This window comes from Acinetobacter brisouisimilis (genome assembly GCF_000368265.1).
Classification (GTDB): Bacteria; Pseudomonadota; Gammaproteobacteria; order Pseudomonadales; family Moraxellaceae; genus Acinetobacter.
On sequence record NZ_KB851219.1, the window covers coordinates 1729515 to 1749476 of the forward strand.

Consider the following 19962-nt stretch of genomic DNA (forward strand, 5'->3'; position numbering starts at 1 on the left):
GCTGCAAGCAAGGTAGCAACTGCAATACGACTTAATTTCATGGATATCCTCCAGATAAAACAATTGTTTTAAGCTTAGCTCAAAATTTTTATTTTCTTATCAAGATGTTATATCTTGATTATTATTTAAGCTAATCTTACACTTTCATCAACTGACTGTCAGCTAACAACTCTATTCGCAAATTATTGACAAATTTCCTTACAATTTCCGTTGTAATTCAGTAAACTTGAATGCAAGATTAATACATATATTTTTACATATTATACTAAATAAAGTCGAATGTATAAAAAACATCTCATTTTTCATATTTTTACTACTAAAAAATAAACATGGAAATAAGTCAATGAATCTTACAAAGGGTGGATTTAGCCTATTTGAGCTTACGATTGCAATTGTTATTTTAGCGATTCTATCTATGATGGTCATACCTTTTTACCATAATACCAAAGCAAAACAAGAAGCCCAACTCATTCCTGTTAAATTACGCATGCACTTACAACAAGCCAAACAACATGCGGTTTTATATCATAATAATGTTGTGGTATGCGCCAGCGAAGATTTTGAAAGTTGTAGTCAGAATGCTTGGACAACAGGATTCATTTCTTTTCTCGATTTAAATCAAAATCGCAGCAGAGAAACGCATGAAAAATTGCTAAATACTTACCCGATGCAGCTTCGCTATGGCAATCTACGTTGGCAAGGCAGTTTAGGTTCACCTAGTCTGGTCTTTCAAGGTGATACTGGCTTGCCTCGAGGCTCAATTGGTAGCTTTCTTTATTGCAGTCAATATAATTCACCACACAGCAAAGTTATTTTAAGTATGACAGGAATTGTACGTGATGAAACACCTTTGAGTTGCTAGATTGGATTCCAAGCGAGTTGTTTTCTTATGATTAACACTCCACTTTGTCTCATCTGAAAATTTAGACATAAAAAAAGCTGGAACGAATCCAGCTTTTTTACTTCAGCAGTTAAGCACCAGTTTGATAACCTGCTTGTGGAACTGCTGTTGAGATTTGGTACGGGTTGGTAAAGTCTTGCAAACCTGCCGCAGCTTCTTGAATATCTTTGCCTTCTTTGACCACAAAGCTGTCAAAGCCAGAGCGTTTTAAATAGTTTAAAACGTCTTTGAAGATATCGCCTACAGCACGTAATTCACCCTGATAACCTTGACGGCGTAACAATGCAGCAAATGAATAACCGCGACCATCATTAAAACCAGCAAACTCAATAAAAATGCTATCAAGCTGCTCTAATGGGTAGTGATGTGTTTCAGGCGAGTCATTGACTGTAATATACAAAGCTTTTTTACCTTGTACTTGACTCAATTGTTCAAGCTGAGCTGTAGTCAAAACCACATCACCTTGTGGCACTGTGCCATCTTCAGCAACCGCCTGATAAGTATTGTCTTGAATCGTGCCATCTTTAAATAGCACAGGTAAGGCTAAATTAAGCATATGCACGCTCCTTAAACGGTTGAATCCCCACACGGCGGTAAGTTTCGATAAACTCTTCGCCATCTTGACGTAAGTCGAGGTAAGTATTCAGAATTTCCTCAACAACATCTGGCACAACATCTGCGGCAAAAGAAGGCCCCAAGATATCGCCAATTGATGCGTCATGGTCTGAGTTACCACCCAAAGTAATTTGGTAGAACTCTGCGCCTTTTTTATCAACACCTAAAATACCAATATTACCGACATGGTGATGACCACAGGCATTCATACAACCTGAGATATTTAAGTCTAAACGACCCAAGTTATATACAGTATCTAAGTCTTCGAAACGACGAGTAATCGCTTCAGAAATTGGAATTGATTTCGCATTTGCCAATGAACAGAAATCACCGCCTGGGCAGCAGATAATATCGGTAATAAAACCAATATGTGCGCGTGCCATGTTGGCATTTTCCAGTGCTTGCCATAATGCAAATACATCTTTTTGCGGTACATCAGCTAGAGAAATATTTTGCTCATGTGTGGTACGCAACTCACCAAAGGTGTATTTGTCTGCAAGATCTGCAATAAAATGCATTTCTTCCGTAGTCATATCCCCAGGTGCAATACCTGCACGTTTTAAGCTAATCGTCACAATGCGATAGCCTTTAACTTTATGTGCGTTGGTGTTGACATTAAACCATTGCTTGAATTTTGGATATTGCGCAAACAATTCAGAGAAATCTTCGTCAGGCAAATCCTGATAGGCAAATGGAGTAAATACCGCATCCATTTTCGCCAAGAATTCTGGTTGAATTTTCAGTGGCTCACGCGTATGTGCAAATTCAGCTTCAACTTTTTCAGCAAACACTTCAGGCGTCATGGCTTTCACCAAGATTTTGATACGCGCTTTGTATTTGTTGTCACGGCGACCATGCAGATTATAAACACGTAACACGGCATCCAAATAAGCAATCAAATCTTCACGTGGCAAAAATTCACGAATCACACTACCAATCACTGGTGTACGACCTAAACCACCGCCGACTTTGATTTTATAGCCGATTTCACCTGCTTCGTTTTTCACGATATATACACCAATATCGTGGAATGACGTTGCAGCACGGTCTTTTTCTTCAAGTGCAGATACTGCAATTTTGAACTTACGTGGCAAGAATGCAAATTCAGGGTGGAATGTACTCCACTGACGAATCAATTCACAGGTTGGACGCGGGTCAGCGATTTCCCCTGCCACAACACCCGCATATTGGTCAGTTGTTGTGTTACGAATACAGTTTCCTGAAGTTTGAATGGCATGCATTTGCACCGTTGCCAATTCAGTTAAAATATCTGGCACATCTTCAAGCGCTGGCCAGTTCAACTGAATATTTTGGCGTGTCGATACGTGAGCATAACCACGGTCATATTCTTTAGAAATATCTGCAATTTTACGCAATTGCTTTGAATTCATTAAGCCATATGGCACGGCAATACGTAACATTGGCGCATAACGCTGTACATATAAACCATTTTGTAGACGTAATGGGCGGTATTCGTCTTCGGTCAATTTTCCCGCGAGATAACGTTCTGTTTGATCACGGAATTGTGCAACTCGTTCATTCACCAGTTGCTGATCGAAATCAGTATATAAATACATGGCGTTCAGCTAGTAAGTTCAATTTAACTGCCATAGCATAAAGGGCTTTAATTCATCAACAAAATGCTTTTTTTACATATTTAATAACGGTTTTACTGATAAAGAGCTTTCTGCAATAAAAAAGCTGACCTCAATCGAGATCAGCTTTTTTTAAAACCTGTATTTCAGTGCTATTTAGAATGGTGCATCAATATCTGCTACACCAACAAGTTTATGATTCACAAACTCTTTAATGCCTAAACCGATCAGTTCACGACCATAACCTGAGTGTGCAACCCCACCAAATGGCAAATCCGCTTTCACCATGGTCGGATGGTTAATGAACACCATGCCTGTATAGATTTGTTTTGCAACTTCAACACCACGTGCATGGTCTTGGGTAAATACCGAACCACCCAAACCAAATGGCGTATCGTTGGCAATGAGAATCGCATCAGCTTCATCTTTGGCACGGTAGAGCTGTGTTACTGGGCCAAAGAACTCCCAATGGCGTGCTTCGTTATTTTCATGCAAGTTGGTCATGAGAAGTGGCTGGAAGAAAGCACCCTGCTCTGGTACTGGTGCACCAATTACTTCAACCTCAGCACCCGCTTCAATGGCTTTTTCGACTTGTTTTTTCAAATCATCTGCTGCTTTTTGTGAAGACAATGGCGCAAGCGTGGTTTCAGGATCCATTGGATCGCCTGCTTTGAGTTTTGCCACACCTTCTTTATACAATGCCAAGAATTGGTCATAAATTGCATCAACCACAATCAGACGTTTAGACGAAACACAGACCTGACCTGCATTCCAGTGACGCCCCATCACTGCCCAGTCCACAGTTTTTTGTAAATCAGCATCTTCAAGTACAACAAAAGCATCTGCACCACCCAACTCTAAAGTTGATTTTTTCAGTGCCTTACCTGCTTCCGCAGCCACAATTGCGCCTGCTGCTTCAGAACCTGTCAATGCGACACCACAGACACGGCGATCATTCAGAATCACAGCAGTATGTTCATGTGCAAGATATAAGTTTTTAAATGCACCTTGTGGCAGACCCGCTTCAAGCATCAATTCTTCAAACACATTGGCACTTTGCGGAACATTTGACGCATGTTTTAACAGGATGGTGTTACCTGCCGATAGTTGTGGCGCAATGATACGTGCGATTTGATAGAACGGAAAATTCCAAGGCTCCACCGCAAGCAATACACCTTGTGGTTCATGGTACAGTGTCGCTTCAACACCTTGCGCATCAGTTGGGAGTTTTTCTGGCGCCAATAGTTTTTCAGCATGCTTGGCATAATATTCTAAGATTTCAGCCGACAAGATGGTTTCAAGCTTTGCTTCAGTAAATAGCTTACCCATTTCCAAAGTTAAGTATTGTGCATATTTATCGGTTTCATTGCGCAAAATACTGGCTGCTTTATTTAAGATTGCAGCGCGTTGTTCAAAACTGGTTTCTTTCCAACTTAAAAAAGTGTTGTAGGCTTGATCAATCGCTTCAAGCACTTCTTCCTTGCTTGCAGTTGGAAAAGTTTTTAAAGTTTCACCCGTATATGGATTGACTGTAGCATAAGCCATTTATTACATCCTTCTGTTATGACCCAGCACTAATACGACTAAGGAGTAAAATTAGTGCTCTTGATCTGATCACCAAGATCAAATTTAAATAAGACTCTGATAAATATAAAAATATACTTATTTAAAGTTCATCTATTTTTTAACAAATTTAACTCACACACTTCGCCTACTTTTCCCCTACTTTTATTAAGAAATACATTCATGCATAAAAAATGCCCACCGAAGTGAGCATTTTTTACAGTTATTTATAGCTAAGATTATTTGGCATCTGGCAATGCATAGGCCACCAGATAGTCGCCCATCTTGGTACCAAATGAACCATGACCACCTGCCATAATCACAAGGTACTGTTTACCGTTGATTTCATAAGTCATTGGCGTTGCCTGTCCACCTGCTGGCAAACGCGCTTCCCAAAGTTTATCTCCGTTACTGACATTGTAAGCACGGATATAGTTGTCTTGAGTTGCTGCCACGAACATGACATTACCTGCAGTTGAAATCGAACCACCCAAACCAGGCACACCAATTTTGAGTGCTGGCAATTGGAATAATTTCGGCAAGCTGTCACGAATCGTACCGATACGTTTTTTCCAAACAACTTGATGGGTATTTAAATCCACGCCTGCAACATAACCCCATGAAGGCTGTTTACATGGCAAGCCCACTGGTGACAAGAATGGTTTAATTTCCACACCATACGGTACACCGTACATTGGCTGAATACCCTGCTCAGTCCCTGCACCTTTGGCAGTTTCTTTACGGTTTGGGTTTTCAGGAATCAGACGGCTAATAAATGGCAATCCGATCGGATTCATGACTGCAACCTGACGGTCTTGGTTAACCGACATGCCGCCCCATTCAAACACACCCAAGTTACCTGGGAATACCAACGTGCCGTTGACTGACGGTGGCGTATAAATACCATTGTAATTCAATTTCTTGAACTCAATACGACACATCAACTGGTCAAACATGGTTGCGCCCCACATGTCTTTATCAGTCAATTTGCCTTGTGGTGCCAAATCCAGATCAGAGAATGGTTGGGTTGCAGAATAACGTTCACCTGCAGTTTGCGGGCCACGCTCAACCGTTTGCGGTACGGCACGTTCATGAATTGGCACAATGGCTTGACCTGTACGGCGATCCAAGACAAATACATTACCTGTTTTGGTCAATACATAAATCGCAGGAACAGTTTGACCATCTTTGGTTTTGACATCGGCAAGTGATGGCTGAGACGGTACATCCATATCCCACAAATCATGATGTGTGGTTTGGAAATGCCAGATCAGTTTACCTGTGGTTGCATTCACCGCCAGCATCGAGTTGGCATAACGCTCTTTCAACTCATTACGGTCACCACCCCAAATATCAGGCGTACCTACACCTGTTGGAATATAGACAATATCCAGTTTGGCATCATATGCCAGTGGTGCCCACGCATTTGGTGAGTTGTTGACAAAGTTTGTGTTCTGACCCGGTAAAGTATTTGGATCTTGCGCACCAGTATCAAACGCCCACAACAGTTTACCTGTGTTGACATCGTAACCACGAATTACACCCGAAGGTTCTTTGTTAGAGTAGTTGTCCGTTACAGAACCCGCAATAATTACGGTTGTACCTGTCACGACTGGTGGCGAAGTTGGGTTGTAACCGCCTGCATAAGCATACGGCATATTGGCTTGCAGATTGACTTCACCATTTTGACCAAAGTCAGTACAGCGTTGACCGTTATCCGCATTGATCGCAATCAAACGACCATCGTTGACTGGCAAGAAAACTTTACGTGGGCATTGCGCTGAACTTGAAGTTTTATGTTGCAAGCTTGCTGCAAAACCTTGGGTATTGTTGGCATCAAAATATGATACGCCACGACAAGTTAAATGCTGGAAGCTTGGATTCGTTTGCAATTTCGGATCGAAGCGCCATTTTTGCTTGCCTGTTGCAGGATCAAGTGCGATCAGGAACTGGTGCGTGGTACACATGTACATATTGTCGCCAATCTTGATTGGCGTCACCTGATTGGTGGTTTCACCCGAGTCATTGCCCGTTTTCAAGTCACCAGTACGGTATGTCCATGCCACTTTTAAATCTTTGACGGTTTTATCATTGATTTGAGTCAGTGGAGAATAACGCACGCCACCTTGAGTACGACCATATGCTGGCCAGTCACTTTCAGCAACACCTGAGACTGCCTGTGCTTTTGCAGGCTGTTGGTTGGTAATCGTGCCGTTGATTTCTTGTGGATCATTAAAGATCGAATACACCATTACTAAAATGGCAATAACGAGAGTTGAACCCAAGGCAATACGGCTTGGTTTAACAGGTTGTTGAATACCACGCGTTGCCGCAGGCAACAACAGTAAAATCCCGATTACACCCAAGATGTCATAACGAGGAACTAATGCCCAGAAGTCCGAACCGACTTCCCAAAGCCCCCAAATAATGGTGGCAAGCATAAGCGCTGCATAAACCAATAAGGAAACCGCAGAATTACGTAAGAGTAAAATTGCTGAAATGAGTAATAAAATTCCCGCAATCACATAATAAAAAGAAGCGCCTAAGAATGCGGCATAAGCACCGCCAGCCAGTAGAATCAAACCAATCAGCGCAATCGCAATTGCCATCAAAGTTTGAAACCCTGAGCGTTGTGAGGGTTGAGTCATAAACACACCTCGATATTTTGGTTAAATCAGTACCAAAGCAAAAGCCCTAGGCTTTTACTTGATATGAAATAATGATTTTCATTTAACAAGAACACACTGCATTGTGAGAGAAAAGCCCAGTTTTGTTTATATTTTGCACAAAACTAGGCACATGCAGTGCAATAAGGATTTGAACGTTCTGTCAGATTAGAAGGCTGTGACGAATTTGATACCACCGACCCAAGCGTTGTTACCGTCTTTCAAAGCACCCACATGACGAACATACTGGATGTTTGGTCGCACAGTTAGCCAGTTGGTTGCATGAATACCATAGTACAATTCGGCATCATATTCACTGCTGTAACCTTGTGCACTTTTATGAATACGTCCAACGCCCACTGCAATTTCATCTTGCGGACGAGCATCGAATAAGCCGTTATAACTGATCGCCAAGTTTTGCATGTTGGTCACAGCATTGGTTGCATCATCAAAGAAAGTGAAATTTGCCCAAGCAGTCAAACCACGGTTCACATCGCCCTGATGTGTGGTTAATTGCTGCTTCACAGACACCCAACCACCTTGTTTATGTGCTGAAGTGTTGGCAATGTCTTGTGCTTGTGAATTCAATTTGCTGGCATCTGCTGTGCTATAGAAATAGCCCAAACGGTATTCACCTGGTAACTGTGCAGCAGTCAATTTTGGCTGCCAAACCAATTCCACAGGAATTAATGCGCCTTTTGAACCATCTGTACTGAGGTTAAAGCCCTTACCCCGTTCAAGGTTTTCAGGGTTTACTTCAAATGCGCCCACTTGTGCAAACAGGTTGGGTTGTAACTGGTATTTCACACGGATAGCCCATTGGCTAACTGGCCAGTTATACCACTGGTCACCTGCCCAGTTGCCCATTTGCGAGCCACAGAGTGCAAGGTTCTGAAAATCACAGTTAAAACTGTTAAATTCTTCAGCTTCACCAAAACGTCCGACTTTGACATCTAGCTTTTGATCAAGGAATTTTCGTTTGATCCAGAAATCGGTTAAACGCCAAGTTTGTCCACGTCCCCAAACTTCCTGAACCGAGCTTAGCTGCCCATTCAAAGCATCCGAGGTATTACTCAAATTACGCCCATGACGTTCAGTCACAGTCACTTGAGCTTCTGTATCTTGCCAACCCAAGACTTTGTTCAAATCCAAATGAGCGCCTAAGCTCACCTGACCTGAATATTCAGTGCCATGGCTTGATGTATTTTTTGAATCAAGCACATTAGCCAACTCTCCTGTATAACCAAAAGAGAAGTCGTATCCTTGTTCCTTTAAGGCTGCCCGTTGCCCATTCCAATCACCCAACATATATGGGCTTTCGGTACTGAATGCATCAGCAGCATGTGACTGAGCAGCAAGGGAAACCATGACAGAACACATGGATACTTGAGAGATAAAAGCAAATCTACGCAACATTGAAAACTCTATGTTGTTGATCGAAACGCGTAGGATACTATTATTTTTGTAATAAATGTTGAGTGTTTTGCTATCTCAGTCAGGCAACCAGAATAGCAAAACTATATTTTATTTTTAAATACTTAAAAAAATTAATTATTTTTAAAGAGTAATAAAAATCAACTGCTTATTTTTTGATTATGATTTTTTAAATTTTTTAAAAAAATGGTTGCGTTAAAATTAAGCACAAATTTAGTGCAAATCCATTTGTTTAAAAAATACCAATTCTTATACTCAAGTTTTTAATATTTTATACAAGACATTTATTTCAAACTGAATCACCAAGTGTGCAACTTTTGATAAAAACAATGTCATATTCCGCCATGTCAGCACCAGTTTGCAGCAATTAAAATAAATTTCCCTTTACAGACAATGCAAATTGCCTTAATAATTTTTTATCTTCATTTAGGTCAATTATTTGTGAATATCAAAGCGATTGAAGGAATCAATGTCAGCCGCGACACGATTAGTATCCATTTCGTGAATGCAGCTTTGACTGGTGTGAAAAGACTGGGCATGGATGTCGAAACCCTCCTTTCACATGTCGGCATCGAAGCTGAATTACTCAAACAACCTAAAGCTCGTGTTTCACCCGAACAGTACACACGTTTTATTCAAATGTTATGGATGGTGACCCAAGACGAACATGCTGGTTTTTCCACAGAACCGCGCCGTTTAGGCACTTTTGCCATGATGTGTCAGTTGATCATTCATGCAAAAACTTTAGGTCAAGCTTTAGAACTATCAGAACAGTTTTACCGTTTATTTCGTGATGACTGGTTTATTGCGATTGAACGAGATAAACACGAAGCGCGCCTAGTCCCGCTAATTCCAAGAGAGCTCGACCCAGACCACTTTATGACGGAAAGCATGCTGATGATTTGGCATGGCTTGGCATCATGGTTAATTGATCGTCGCATTTCCTTGGAACGGGTCAATTTCGAATATCCGCGTCCAGAGCAAGCTGATGAATACGATGCGTTATTCTTTGCACCACTTATGCAGTTTGATACACCGCGTACCGAAATCACTTTTGCCGCCGATTATCTCGATTTACCGATTCGCCAAAATGAAGAAACGCTGGAAGAATTCTTAAAAGTTGCCCCTGCACAGCTTTTAGTAAAGTTTAAAAATATTAACTCGTTGACTTCGCGTATTCGTGATGTGCTGAAAAGTCATATTGGCGAAGAAATGCCAACATTAAATGACGTGGCTTCAATGCTTTACCTTTCACCACAAACCTTACGTCGTCGCCTAGCCTCTGAAGGTAAAAGCTATCAGGGTGTTAAAGATGCTTTACGACGCGATGCCGCGATTCATTTACTGTTGCAACCCAATCTCACTCTGGAAGATGTTGCACAGCAGGTCGGTTTTAGTGAAACCAGTACCTTCCACCGTGCTTTCAAAAAGTGGACTGGCGTTACCCCAGGTCTATATCGCCAATTACACGGTTCATTATAAATATAAGCAATTGAATAATCTCAGGTTAAATGCCTGAGATTATTTTTACCTTCAAGAATGACTCTGCATATCACACGACATAAAACCATAAAAATCCAATCTATTGCATAATACGATTTTGACCAAACAGATCAAAACGATATGAATCATGCTATTCAATCTAGCGCCTTGGTAGTGGAAGGTGGCGGGATGCGAGCAGCTTTCAGTACAGGTGTAGTTGATGCCTTTCTGACAGAACAATTCAATCCTTTTCGCTTATATGTCGGCGTTTCATCAGGCTCGACAACTCTAGCAAGTTATCTCGCTCAGCAAAAAGGACGTAACTTAGAGATCTTTTTGGATCAGACTTTACGCCCAGAATTCATTCAGCTCAAACGCTTTTTCAAAGGTGGTGACCTGATGGATGTTAAATGGATGTGGGATGTACTGGAACAAGAAAATCCTTTAGATCTTGCGACATTATTCAAAAATCATCCCGAATTTTACATTGTATTGACACATGCCCATACAGGTCAGGCGCATTATCAGCGCGCCCAACCCGAGACATTACTCGATAGTTTAAGGGCTTCGAGTTCTATTCCATTTATTACACGACAACCTGTTTGGGTACAGCAACAGCCATTTTTTGATGGTGGTGTTGCCGATGCTCTACCTGTGCAGTGGGCAGCACAACACCCTCAAATGGATGCCTTGATGGTAATTCGCACCCGACCTCGACACTATGCCAAACAAGGTCGAAAAACAGATGCTTTACTTTCTCGTTTCGTGCAGCATCATGGTTTTGCCCAAAGCCTGAAACAACGGGGCGAACACTACAATCAGTCCGTCGAATTTTTACGCAAACCGCAAGCGCTCAAAATTCTGGAGATTAACCCGCCCGAACACAAATACATGGCAAATCGCCTATGCCAAGACCCGAAGCGTTTACGTTATAGCTATCAGGTCGGTGTTGAAGCGGGTTATCGCGCCATACAGGACTGGCAACAGCTGCTGCGAGCTTAGCAGCGACAGCCTGCCCGACCCTGATCGACCAATTCATTTTCCAGTAATCGCTGCAAGCTATGCTGCCCAATGCCATACATCTGCTTCAAAGCCTCGATCTGCGCCATGATTTTAGGATCAGGTACGCTCACCGATTTACGGCGTACCGCCAAAATCATTTTATTTTTACTGGTATGTTCTAAAGACACAAACTCAAAGACTTTGGTTTCATAACCATAGGCTTCAAGCAGCAACGCCCGAATGGTATCGGTCAGCATTTCTGCCTGCTGTGCCTGATGAATACCATAGTGCAACATCGGTTTCAGCACTTCAGGGCTTTTCAGTTGTGGGCGCAACTCTTTATGACAACATGGCGCGCACATAATCACCGAAGCATTCAGACGAATGCCACAGTGAATGGCAAAATCAGTGGCAATATCACAGGCATGCAATGCAATCATCACATCGAGATGCTCAGGCTGGTAACTGCGCACATCGCCCTGAAAAAATTCGAGTTGGCTAAATTGGTTTTTATCTGCAACTTTTTGACAAAATTCGACCAAATTATCGCGCAGTTCCACGCCTGTAATTTTGGGTTGTAAACCTTGCTGCTGCAAATAGTCATACATAGCAAAAGTCAGATAACCTTTCCCCGAACCAAAATCCACCACATGCAATGCCCGATCTTCTGGGGTAATCTGCTCAATCGCATTGGAAAAAATTTCAATAAATTTATTAATTTGCTTCCACTTTCTTGCCATACTTGGCACAAGTTGGGCTTTATGATCAGTAATTCCCAAATCCTGCAAATATGCCTGTTCCTGTAAAATATAACGCTGTTTTTCACGATTATGCGCTTGCTGGGAGATCGAGGTGTTTTGCTTTTGGCTACGTGTCAAAATCACTTTTTTCTTGGTACGTTTGAGCTGTAACTCTTCACCATCAACAAACAGATTGGCTTGTTTACAGTTGCCAAGCAATTCTGAGATGCAATTATAAGCCTCAGTAAAATCATAATTTTTAGTGACATCTTGGGTTTTATATTGATAAACCGCACAGAGTTTAGGCTGCTGTTGAATTTCGATGACACGAAAATTGATCTTTTCAAGCTCTGCAATTTCACCTTGGTACTGACTCAATACTAAACGCTGAAAATGATGATCGGTTAAAGCCGCCTGCAACTCGGCAAGCCATTGTTGTTCCTGTTCAGAACGCTGAGTCAGTGTGGACATAATCACAACCTAAAGAAATTTACAAATCCATTCTAATTGTTCTTACCTTAAATGCAAAACTGAATTAATATACAAGTGTATTTTTAATCAGGTTATCATTAAAATAATGTCAAATGTCACCAATTACGACCCCTCAGAAGAGCGTCTCAATGTCTTAACTCATGGGGTTGGTGTAGTGATTGCTATCCTCGCCAGTACTTTATTGCTGTATAAAAGCGCTTTTCTCAGTATGGATAAATGGTTCAGTTTATGGGTTTATGCATTCAGCCTGATTTTAATGTTGGCATGTTCAACGCTTTACCACTGGGCAAAAACTGAAACCAAACGTCACTGGTACAAAAAACTGGATCACACCGCGATTTATTATCTAATTGCAGGGACATACACGCCTTTTTTATATTTAAGTATTCCCACTACCAAAGCACACTATTTACTGATTGCCTTATGGGCAATTGCTGCCATTGGCACGGTATTTAAGCTTTGTATGGCACATCGTTTTAATAAGGTTTCACTGATTGCATACTTGCTGATGGGCTGGTTTGCTGTATTGATGATGGATGATATGCAGCGTTATTTACCCCATGGCTGCTTAATGCTCCTGATTACTGGCGGGTTAGCATATACGGTGGGTGCATTGTTTTATGCCCTAAAAAAGGTAAGATATACCCACGCTATTTGGCATATTTTTGTACTGATTGGCGCAGGATCACATTTCCTGGCGGTCTATCTATACGCTTTTTCTTAACACCCATCTTTTAGTTGTAGTAACCCTGCTTAAAAGTGTGGTGTCTTTCGTATTTTTTTAAAAAATTAGATATTTTTTTAAAAAGATTACGCTGTTAACCATGTCTGTTTTTTAAGTAAAGGTTGAATTATGGCGTCATCGACATCTACAACAGCAGAAGCACAGGCTGTACCCGTAAACTCGAAAACTCGCGTATTGTTAGCCAGTTTAGTGGGTACAACCATTGAGTTCTTTGATTTTTATATTTATGCAACTGCCGCGGTGATTATTTTTCCGCATCTTTTCTTCCCGAGTGGCGATGAAAGCGTTGCTCGCATTCAGTCTTTAGCCACTTTTGCGATTGCATTTATTGCTCGCCCGATTGGTGCAGCATTATTTGGGCATTTGGGTGATCGTATTGGGCGTAAAGCCACACTGGTTGCTGCCTTACTGACGATGGGCATCTCCACCATCAGCATCGGGTTATTACCCACTTATGCACAAATTGGCTTAGTTGCCCCCCTATTACTGGCTATGTGTCGTTTAGGGCAAGGCTTAGGACTAGGCGGTGAATGGAGCGGCGCAGTTTTACTTGCCACTGAAAATGCCCCTGAAGGTAAACGCGCCTGGTATGGCATGTTTCCTCAACTGGGTGCACCTGTCGGATTTATTTTAGCAACTGGCGCATTTTTACTACTCAGTGCCTGCATGTCGAATGCGGAGTTCATGCAATGGGGTTGGCGGATTCCTTTTGTTTCTAGTGCTGTTCTTGTTTTTATGGGTTTATATATTCGACTCAAACTACAGGAAACCCCTGCCTTCCAGAAGGTTTTAGACAAGCAAAAAGAAGTCAATATTCCTGTAAAAGATGTGTTTACCAAACATTTCAAGTCGCTCTGCTTAGGTACGGTTGCTGCAATTTGTACCTTTGTCGTGTTTTACCTGACTACAGTTTTTGCATTGCAATGGGGAACTACCGAACTGGGTTATACTCGTAATCAGTTCCTTGAAATTCAGTTGGTTGCAACCTTGTGTTTTGCAGGAACAATTCCTCTATCTGCGGTACTTGCTGAAAAATTTGGACGTAGAACCACGTCTATTTTGGTTTGTGCAATTGCTGCGGTTTTTGGAATTTTCTTTGCGCCACTTCTTGCATCGGGCAGCCTGTTTGCTGTGTTTATATTTTTATGTATCGGCTTAAGCATTATGGGTCTGACCTACGGCCCAATTGGAACAGTATTATCTGAACAATTTCCAATTTCAGTGCGCTATACAGGCTCAGCCCTCACCTTTAATTTGGCGGGTATTTTGGGTGCTTCTTTTGCTCCGCTCATCGCCACCGAACTGGCAAAAAATTATGGCTTAGCCACTGTAGGTTATTACTTATCTGCGGCAGCAATCCTCTCTCTACTGGCATTTTTATTTATTCGTGAAACTAAAGATGTGAATGTTAACGATCAAGTCTGAGGTATCACACACAATAAAAAACCAGCAATCATGCTGGTTTTTTATTTTAGATGCTGTTGTTACAGTCCTATGAGCAATACTCGGGCCACTTCATTCATAAGTGCTTCAGCGATATATAATGCTAAAAATGCCAGAATCGGGGATAAATCAATCATCCCCATATTCGGTAAAATGCGGCGAAACGGCGCAAGCAAAGGTTCTGCAAGTTCTTGAACAACTTCAATATACGGAGAGTTTGACTGAGTAAATAATACCACCCACCCCAATATAATCGTAGCAAAAATCAGATAACGACAAAACGTAATTAAGTCCTGAATCATCGTCACAAAAGTTAAAATAACCAGATGAACTGCGCCATGCGGCATAACACCTGACAAATATGCCACGCCCACGATTTTTAACAAATAAATCATCACCAACAAAACCAAAGCAGCGAGATTGACCCGTCCTTTTGCCAATGTCGGAAAAATCGAGCTAAAAATATCTACAATTTTAGTGGCTTTAATGGTAGATAAAACTACAGGGTTATATGGATTTACCATCGCTAATTGCATTAAGAATCTTAAGAACACCAGCAAAATTGCGACATTCATCAAAATACCAAATAGCGTCGAAGTCATTCCCATCGGCTACTTTTCCTACCTTTCAATTTATTTGATACTGTCACTTAATTCTTGAGCCAATTCCTGACTACGTTTTTGAGCAGCAGCCAATGCTGTCTGTATACTTTGTGAAACCTGTGCACGATCAAACACTTCAAGAGCAGCTTGGGTTGTACCATTTGGTGATGTCACATTTTTACGCAGCTCAGCAGGCGTCTTATCACTGCTGATAGCCATTTGTGCAGCACCCAAAGCAGTTTGCAAAGTCAATGCAGCAGCGACTTTTTCATCTAGCCCCATATTCTTGCCAGCGCGAATCATACTTTCCATCAAATAGAAAAAGTATGCAGGCCCTGAGCCAGATACTGCTGTTACAGCATCGATTTGTGCTTCAGTATTTACCCAAAGCCCTAGTCCTGTTGCTGCTAAGATTTTACCCGTTAAATTACGATCTTCTTGACTCACCGAAGCATCCGCATACATACCATGCGCACCTGTTTGTACCAGTGCTGGAGTATTTGGCATGACCCGCACAATACGCTGCGTTCCAGTCAAAGCTGCAATGATCTCAATCGTCACGCCTGCAACAATAGAAATAATTAACTTACCTTCAAACAAGCCGTGTAATGGTTTTAAAACATCTGCTAAAACCTGTGGTTTCACTGCAAGCACGACCACATCTGCATTTTCAATTGCTTTAGCATTATCAGAAAATACCGCAATATTTTTTTCTTGCAGGATTAAACGAATTTGCTCAACGGGATCTGCAACTTGGATCTGATTTTCAGGAAGACCACGTGAAATTAACCCGCCAATTAAGGCTTGAGCCATATTTCCGCCACCGATAAAACTGATATTGCAATTTAAAGCGCTGTTCATGCTCATACTCGACAATGTTTTTATTACTCATGGATAAGTTTTGGCTGCCATCCACCATGCTGACAGTAACAAGACTGTGCAAGCCAAAATCCCTGAGGGGTAAAGACTCCTAGAATAACATCATCTTTTGCCAAAATTTGCACCCGATGACGTAACCAAGGAAAAATTTGTGCATCCTGCAAGGCTTTTTTCAGTGGCCATGCACCTACTCGACCATACAAATGAACCTTTTCTCCCCCCACACGTGGATACAGCATAAGCGGTGTATCTAACAATTCAGGAGATAGGCCATATTCCGACTCACGACAAGTATATTCACCTGAAATCAATGTAACAGGCTGTTGTTTTGTCCATCGAACTTGTTGTTGCACTGGAATCACATCTGTTTGCTTACATAAATACTGCTGCGTGGTTAAGCGGTATATCTGCTTTTGAAAACGCACATAATAATAAGGCTTAATAAACAGGCAAGCTTGCGCATCGGCTCTCGACTGAATTACTTCTTGCTGCAAACGCAGTACAGCATCCAAACTCGGGCGATAAGTCAGTTCTCCTTTCATCCATGCAGACAGTAATTGTCGTTGCCGTGCAGGTGTCAATTGTTGCAGGGTATTCAAGTTTAAACGTGTGTGATCACCACATTGCTGCCAGTCTTGTTGTACAACCTCTTGTAAAATATCCTCTGCATCCTGCATTAATTGTGCATTACGAGCCAAAGCCGACTGCATTTGCGGGAAGCGCTGTTGCAATATTTGCCATAGCTCAGTACGACACCATGCCCGATCATAATGTGGATCAGCGTTGGTAGGATCATCAATATAAGGAAGCTGTAACTGGCTGACCCACTGTGCAATCTGTTCACGGGAAATATCCAGTAAAGGTCGCCAGATGGTGAAATCATCACGCACATCTATAGCACGCATCGCTGCCAGACCGCCCACGCCTGCTCCTGACAATAACCGCAAAAGCACTGTTTCTGCCTGATCTTGCTGATGATGTGCCAGAACCAATACTTCATTCGTCTGCTTATGTTGTAAAAAGGCAGCATAACGCGCATGACGTGCTTGCTGCTCAAGGTTACCAGAAGCAACTTCGACAGCCTGAACAACACAAGGAATATTAAACTGGTGACAAAAATCTTCAACCATTACACCCCAAGTTTGACTCGGTGCTTGTAATTGATGATCAATATAAATGGCGCGAACACGCTGAGGAAAGAGTGAGTGCATCAAATATAGCAACAGCATGGAATCCATGCCGCCGCTACATCCAATTAGAAAGCTCTGCTGAGAGAAATACTGGTCAGCATCTCTTAAGATGCTAAACCTAAGTTGCTGCTTCCAAATTTCATTAAACGTTGATAACGTGCTTCGCATCGTGCTTCAGCATCCATCGGTTGTAATTCTGCCAAGGTCTGAGTGAGCACTTCACGTAAGTTTTCCATGACTTGGTCAGGATTTAAATGCGCGCCCTCGCCTTCATCAACAATGTGTTCCACAATGCCAATTTTTTGTAATTTGTCAGCAGTCAATGCCAACGCTTCACTGGCTTGTTCAGCTTTCTCAGCAGTTTTCCACAAAATAGATGCACAACCTTCAGGTGAAATCACTGAATAAATACTATGTGACAACATGATCACACGGTCAGCAACCCCAATTCCTAAAGCACCACCTGAACCGCCTTCACCAAGTACAGTCGCAATCACTGGCACTTTTAAGCGAGAAAGCTGGGCAAGGCTCGTTGCAATCGCTTCTGCTTGACCACGTTCTTCTGCCCCCACACCAGGATAAGCACCCATGGTGTCAATAAAGGTAAATACAGGCAAGTTAAAACGCTCAGCAAGATCAAGTAAACGCTGTGATTTACGATAACCTTCTGGGTTACACATACCAAAGTTGTGTTTTAAACGCTCGCGAGTGGTACGACCACGATGCTGACCAACCACCATGACTGGCTGGCCATTAAAACGCGCTAAACCACCAATCATTGCACCATCATCACCGAAAACTCGGTCACCATGCAATGTATCAAACTCATCAAATAGTTCACTTGCATAGTCTAAAAACTGTGGGCGGTCAGGATGACGTGCGATTTGTACAGTTTTCCATGCTTTAGATTGAGCAGATTTATTTTTCATAGGTCGAATATTATCCTTAAATTAACCGAATCGAGTTAATCAATAAATTTTTCCGACTGAATGATCAAATCAATGTCCCAATGCTTAAATTGCTCTTGCTCATCGTGCAAATCTGCAACCAGTAATGGCCATTGTTTCGCATCGCCAGAAACAGTTAATTGCCATTGTTGCGCATCCAAGACCTCTAATTCAATGGCAGGAAGCATCTGATCACTACGACTATGATTGAGTAAAACAGCCAGTCTAAGCAGCAAGCAAAGATAAACTAAAGACTGTCCCCCAACCTTTAAAACATCCATTTTGCTTTCACTACGCAATTTACGGCGGTGATGTCCAACCAAATGTGATAGATGATTTTGATCAATTTGCGAGAAACCAGGAATATCAGAATGCTGCAACAAATATGCACCATGACGATGATATCCACCATGACTAATCGCTAAACCGATTTCATGCAAATAAGCTGCACGACGAATTAAGTCACTGTCTTCATTAGTTAATTTTAGTTTACTCGCAACTGAGTCAAATAAAAATTGAGCAGTTTTTACGACACGTTCCGCTTGTTTTGGATCAGCACTATAACGACCAATCAGTGCCTGTACACTACGATCTCGGATATCTTCATGCTTAAAACGACCCAGAAGGTCATACATCACACCTTCACGTAATGCACCATCTGAATACATCAAATGGTCAATATCCAAAACTTCAAACGCTGCATATAAAATAGCAACCCCAGCTGGCAAAACTGCTCGGCGATCTTCTTTTAAGCCAGAAAATTCCATTTCTGAAACATGCTTATATTTAAGCAATTTATCTTTGAGTTTTTCTAAGCCTTCACGAGTCACACTTTCTTGTTCATCACTCCAGCCCATGTTGACCATAATCTGGCGGCACGCTTTAATTGTTCCACTTGAACCAACAACCGTATCCCAACCCTCTGCTTTAAAATAGTTGGCAATCGCAGAAAGTTCCTTACAGGCGGCAACAAACGCTTTATTAAAATTTTTATAATTAATTTCACCATCTTCAAAATATTTTTTGGTGAAAGCCACACAACCCATTTGCAAAGATTCAGTACATAAAGGTTCGAATCGTTCGCCAATAATAAACTCGGTTGATCCCCCACCAATATCAATCACCAATCGACGACCACCATTAGCCATGGTATGTGAGACACCCAAATAAATCAGACGTGCTTCTTCACGCCCAGCAATAATTTCAATTGGTTTTGGCAAAATTTCAGCTGCTTGCTGAATAAATTCATGTCCATTTTTAGCTTGGCGTAACGCATTGGTCGCCACAATACGCAACCGATTCGGTTGTACTGAACTTAAACGTCCGACAAAACGTGCCAAACACGCTAAACCACGCTGTTGGGCCGCTTCGGTTAAATTTTTATTTTCATCTAATCCAGCAGCAAGCTGTACCTTTTCCGACATTGAAACAACTTTCTTAACTTCTCCGTGATCTACACGGGCAATTGCCAAGTGAAAGCTGTTTGACCCCATATCAATTGCAGCGAGCAATTCTTCATCAATCAGAAAATCAGACATTGTGCATAACAAATCAACTTAATTGCTGCTTAGAGTAATTCACTCACCGCAAATTGAAAAGCAGTTTACGGGCTGAACAGCCAGTTTTTCACTAGATTTTCATGATTATTGCTACTGTCGATTAAATC

Annotated in this window: 16 protein-coding genes; 5 read left to right on the top strand and 11 right to left on the bottom strand. The window is 41.7% G+C overall.

Annotated elements, in window-relative coordinates:
• The first annotated feature begins 343 nt into the window (after nt 1-343).
• The gene (locus tag F975_RS11900) at nt 344-862 is read left to right on the top strand and encodes a GspH/FimT family pseudopilin (RefSeq protein ID WP_004753614.1); all 519 of its coding nucleotides are present in this window, start codon (nt 344-346) and stop codon (nt 860-862) included.
• 109 nt (nt 863-971) lie between these two features.
• Here F975_RS11900 and F975_RS11905 read toward each other — a convergent pair whose 3' ends face one another.
• From F975_RS11905 to F975_RS11925, 5 genes are all read right to left on the bottom strand, one after another.
• A complete protein-coding gene (locus F975_RS11905; RefSeq protein WP_004753616.1) occupies nt 972-1457 on the bottom strand; it encodes a DUF934 domain-containing protein in 486 nt (161 codons plus the stop codon).
• The gene (locus F975_RS11910; protein ID WP_004753618.1) at nt 1450-3093 is read right to left on the bottom strand and encodes a nitrite/sulfite reductase; all 1644 of its coding nucleotides are present in this window, start codon (nt 3091-3093) and stop codon (nt 1450-1452) included. The genes F975_RS11905 and F975_RS11910 overlap by 8 nt, the downstream gene beginning before the upstream one ends.
• A gap of 174 nt (nt 3094-3267) precedes the next feature.
• Nucleotides 3268-4656, bottom strand: coding sequence for an NAD-dependent succinate-semialdehyde dehydrogenase (locus tag F975_RS11915; RefSeq protein WP_004753619.1), 1389 nt, complete (start codon nt 4654-4656; stop codon nt 3268-3270).
• A 257-nt stretch (nt 4657-4913) separates the two neighbouring features.
• Entirely contained in the window at nt 4914-7322 is a 2409-nt protein-coding gene (locus tag F975_RS11920; protein ID WP_004753622.1) for a glucose/quinate/shikimate family membrane-bound PQQ-dependent dehydrogenase, read from the bottom strand.
• Nucleotides 7323-7508: 186 nt separating this feature from the next.
• Nucleotides 7509-8756 carry a carbohydrate porin gene (locus F975_RS11925; RefSeq protein ID WP_004753624.1) on the bottom strand — a complete coding sequence of 416 codons (1248 nt, stop codon included), beginning with the start codon at nt 8754-8756 and terminating at the stop codon, nt 7509-7511.
• Nucleotides 8757-9239: 483 nt separating this feature from the next.
• Between F975_RS11925 and F975_RS11930 the strand changes: the two genes are divergently transcribed.
• Together F975_RS11930 and F975_RS11935 are read left to right on the top strand one after the other, a co-directional pair.
• Nucleotides 9240-10256, top strand: coding sequence for an AraC family transcriptional regulator (locus F975_RS11930; protein ID WP_416201885.1), 1017 nt, complete (start codon nt 9240-9242; stop codon nt 10254-10256).
• A gap of 141 nt (nt 10257-10397) precedes the next feature.
• Entirely contained in the window at nt 10398-11258 is an 861-nt protein-coding gene (locus tag F975_RS11935; protein ID WP_004753629.1) for a patatin-like phospholipase family protein, read from the top strand.
• Here the strand turns inward: F975_RS11935 and F975_RS11940 are convergent.
• Complete coding sequence (locus F975_RS11940; RefSeq protein ID WP_004753630.1) at nt 11255-12469, bottom strand: class I SAM-dependent methyltransferase; 1215 nt, start codon at nt 12467-12469, stop codon at nt 11255-11257. The genes F975_RS11935 and F975_RS11940 overlap by 4 nt on opposite strands.
• A gap of 106 nt (nt 12470-12575) precedes the next feature.
• Here F975_RS11940 and trhA point away from each other — a divergent pair, with 106 nt between their 5' ends.
• Both trhA and F975_RS11950 read left to right on the top strand, forming a co-directional pair.
• Complete coding sequence (gene trhA / locus F975_RS11945; protein ID WP_004753632.1) at nt 12576-13214, top strand: PAQR family membrane homeostasis protein TrhA; 639 nt, start codon at nt 12576-12578, stop codon at nt 13212-13214.
• A gap of 129 nt (nt 13215-13343) precedes the next feature.
• Entirely contained in the window at nt 13344-14660 is a 1317-nt protein-coding gene (locus F975_RS11950) for an MFS transporter (protein ID WP_004753635.1), read from the top strand.
• 59 nt (nt 14661-14719) lie between these two features.
• On the opposite strand, the gene F975_RS11955 is transcribed toward F975_RS11950, so the two are convergent.
• Genes F975_RS11955 through ppx form a run of 5 tightly spaced genes read right to left on the bottom strand, consistent with a single transcriptional unit; the run spans nt 14720 to nt 19834 of the window.
• A complete protein-coding gene (locus F975_RS11955) occupies nt 14720-15286 on the bottom strand; it encodes a YggT family protein (RefSeq protein ID WP_004753637.1) in 567 nt (188 codons plus the stop codon).
• A gap of 24 nt (nt 15287-15310) precedes the next feature.
• Nucleotides 15311-16147 carry a pyrroline-5-carboxylate reductase gene (proC, locus tag F975_RS11960; RefSeq protein ID WP_171063151.1) on the bottom strand — a complete coding sequence of 279 codons (837 nt, stop codon included), beginning with the start codon at nt 16145-16147 and terminating at the stop codon, nt 15311-15313.
• A 17-nt stretch (nt 16148-16164) separates the two neighbouring features.
• Nucleotides 16165-17517 (bottom strand): tRNA lysidine(34) synthetase TilS, encoded by a 1353-nt coding sequence (gene tilS, locus F975_RS11965; RefSeq protein WP_081399814.1) that lies wholly within the window; start codon nt 17515-17517, stop codon nt 16165-16167.
• A complete protein-coding gene (locus F975_RS11970) occupies nt 17454-18278 on the bottom strand; it encodes an acetyl-CoA carboxylase carboxyltransferase subunit alpha (RefSeq protein ID WP_004753643.1) in 825 nt (274 codons plus the stop codon). Before F975_RS11970 ends, tilS begins: the two co-directional genes overlap by 64 nt.
• Nucleotides 18279-18313: 35 nt before the next feature.
• Nucleotides 18314-19834 carry an exopolyphosphatase gene (gene ppx / locus F975_RS11975; RefSeq protein WP_004753645.1) on the bottom strand — a complete coding sequence of 507 codons (1521 nt, stop codon included), beginning with the start codon at nt 19832-19834 and terminating at the stop codon, nt 18314-18316.
• Between the last annotated feature and the right edge of the window lie 128 nt (nt 19835-19962).

Bases quoted from the DNA above. Each gene is read 5' to 3' on its own strand.
- F975_RS11900 (WP_004753614.1), top strand. From the start codon at position 344: ATGAATCTTACAAAGGGTGGATTTAGCCTATTTGAGCTTACGATTGCA.
- F975_RS11955 (WP_004753637.1), bottom strand. From the start codon at position 15,286: ATGGGAATGACTTCGACGCTATTTGGTATTTTGATGAATGTCGCAATT.
- proC (WP_171063151.1), bottom strand. From the start codon at position 16,147: ATGAGCATGAACAGCGCTTTAAATTGCAATATCAGTTTTATCGGTGGC.
- F975_RS11950 (WP_004753635.1), top strand. From the start codon at position 13,344: ATGGCGTCATCGACATCTACAACAGCAGAAGCACAGGCTGTACCCGTA.
- F975_RS11905 (WP_004753616.1), bottom strand. From the start codon at position 1,457: ATGCTTAATTTAGCCTTACCTGTGCTATTTAAAGATGGCACGATTCAA.
- tilS (WP_081399814.1), bottom strand. From the start codon at position 17,517: ATGCGAAGCACGTTATCAACGTTTAATGAAATTTGGAAGCAGCAACTT.
- F975_RS11970 (WP_004753643.1), bottom strand. From the start codon at position 18,278: ATGAAAAATAAATCTGCTCAATCTAAAGCATGGAAAACTGTACAAATC.
- F975_RS11925 (WP_004753624.1), bottom strand. From the start codon at position 8,756: ATGTTGCGTAGATTTGCTTTTATCTCTCAAGTATCCATGTGTTCTGTC.
- ppx (WP_004753645.1), bottom strand. From the start codon at position 19,834: ATGTCTGATTTTCTGATTGATGAAGAATTGCTCGCTGCAATTGATATG.
- F975_RS11915 (WP_004753619.1), bottom strand. From the start codon at position 4,656: ATGGCTTATGCTACAGTCAATCCATATACGGGTGAAACTTTAAAAACT.
- trhA (WP_004753632.1), top strand. From the start codon at position 12,576: ATGTCAAATGTCACCAATTACGACCCCTCAGAAGAGCGTCTCAATGTC.
- F975_RS11910 (WP_004753618.1), bottom strand. From the start codon at position 3,093: ATGTATTTATATACTGATTTCGATCAGCAACTGGTGAATGAACGAGTT.
- F975_RS11940 (WP_004753630.1), bottom strand. From the start codon at position 12,469: ATGTCCACACTGACTCAGCGTTCTGAACAGGAACAACAATGGCTTGCC.
- F975_RS11935 (WP_004753629.1), top strand. From the start codon at position 10,398: ATGAATCATGCTATTCAATCTAGCGCCTTGGTAGTGGAAGGTGGCGGG.
- F975_RS11920 (WP_004753622.1), bottom strand. From the start codon at position 7,322: ATGACTCAACCCTCACAACGCTCAGGGTTTCAAACTTTGATGGCAATT.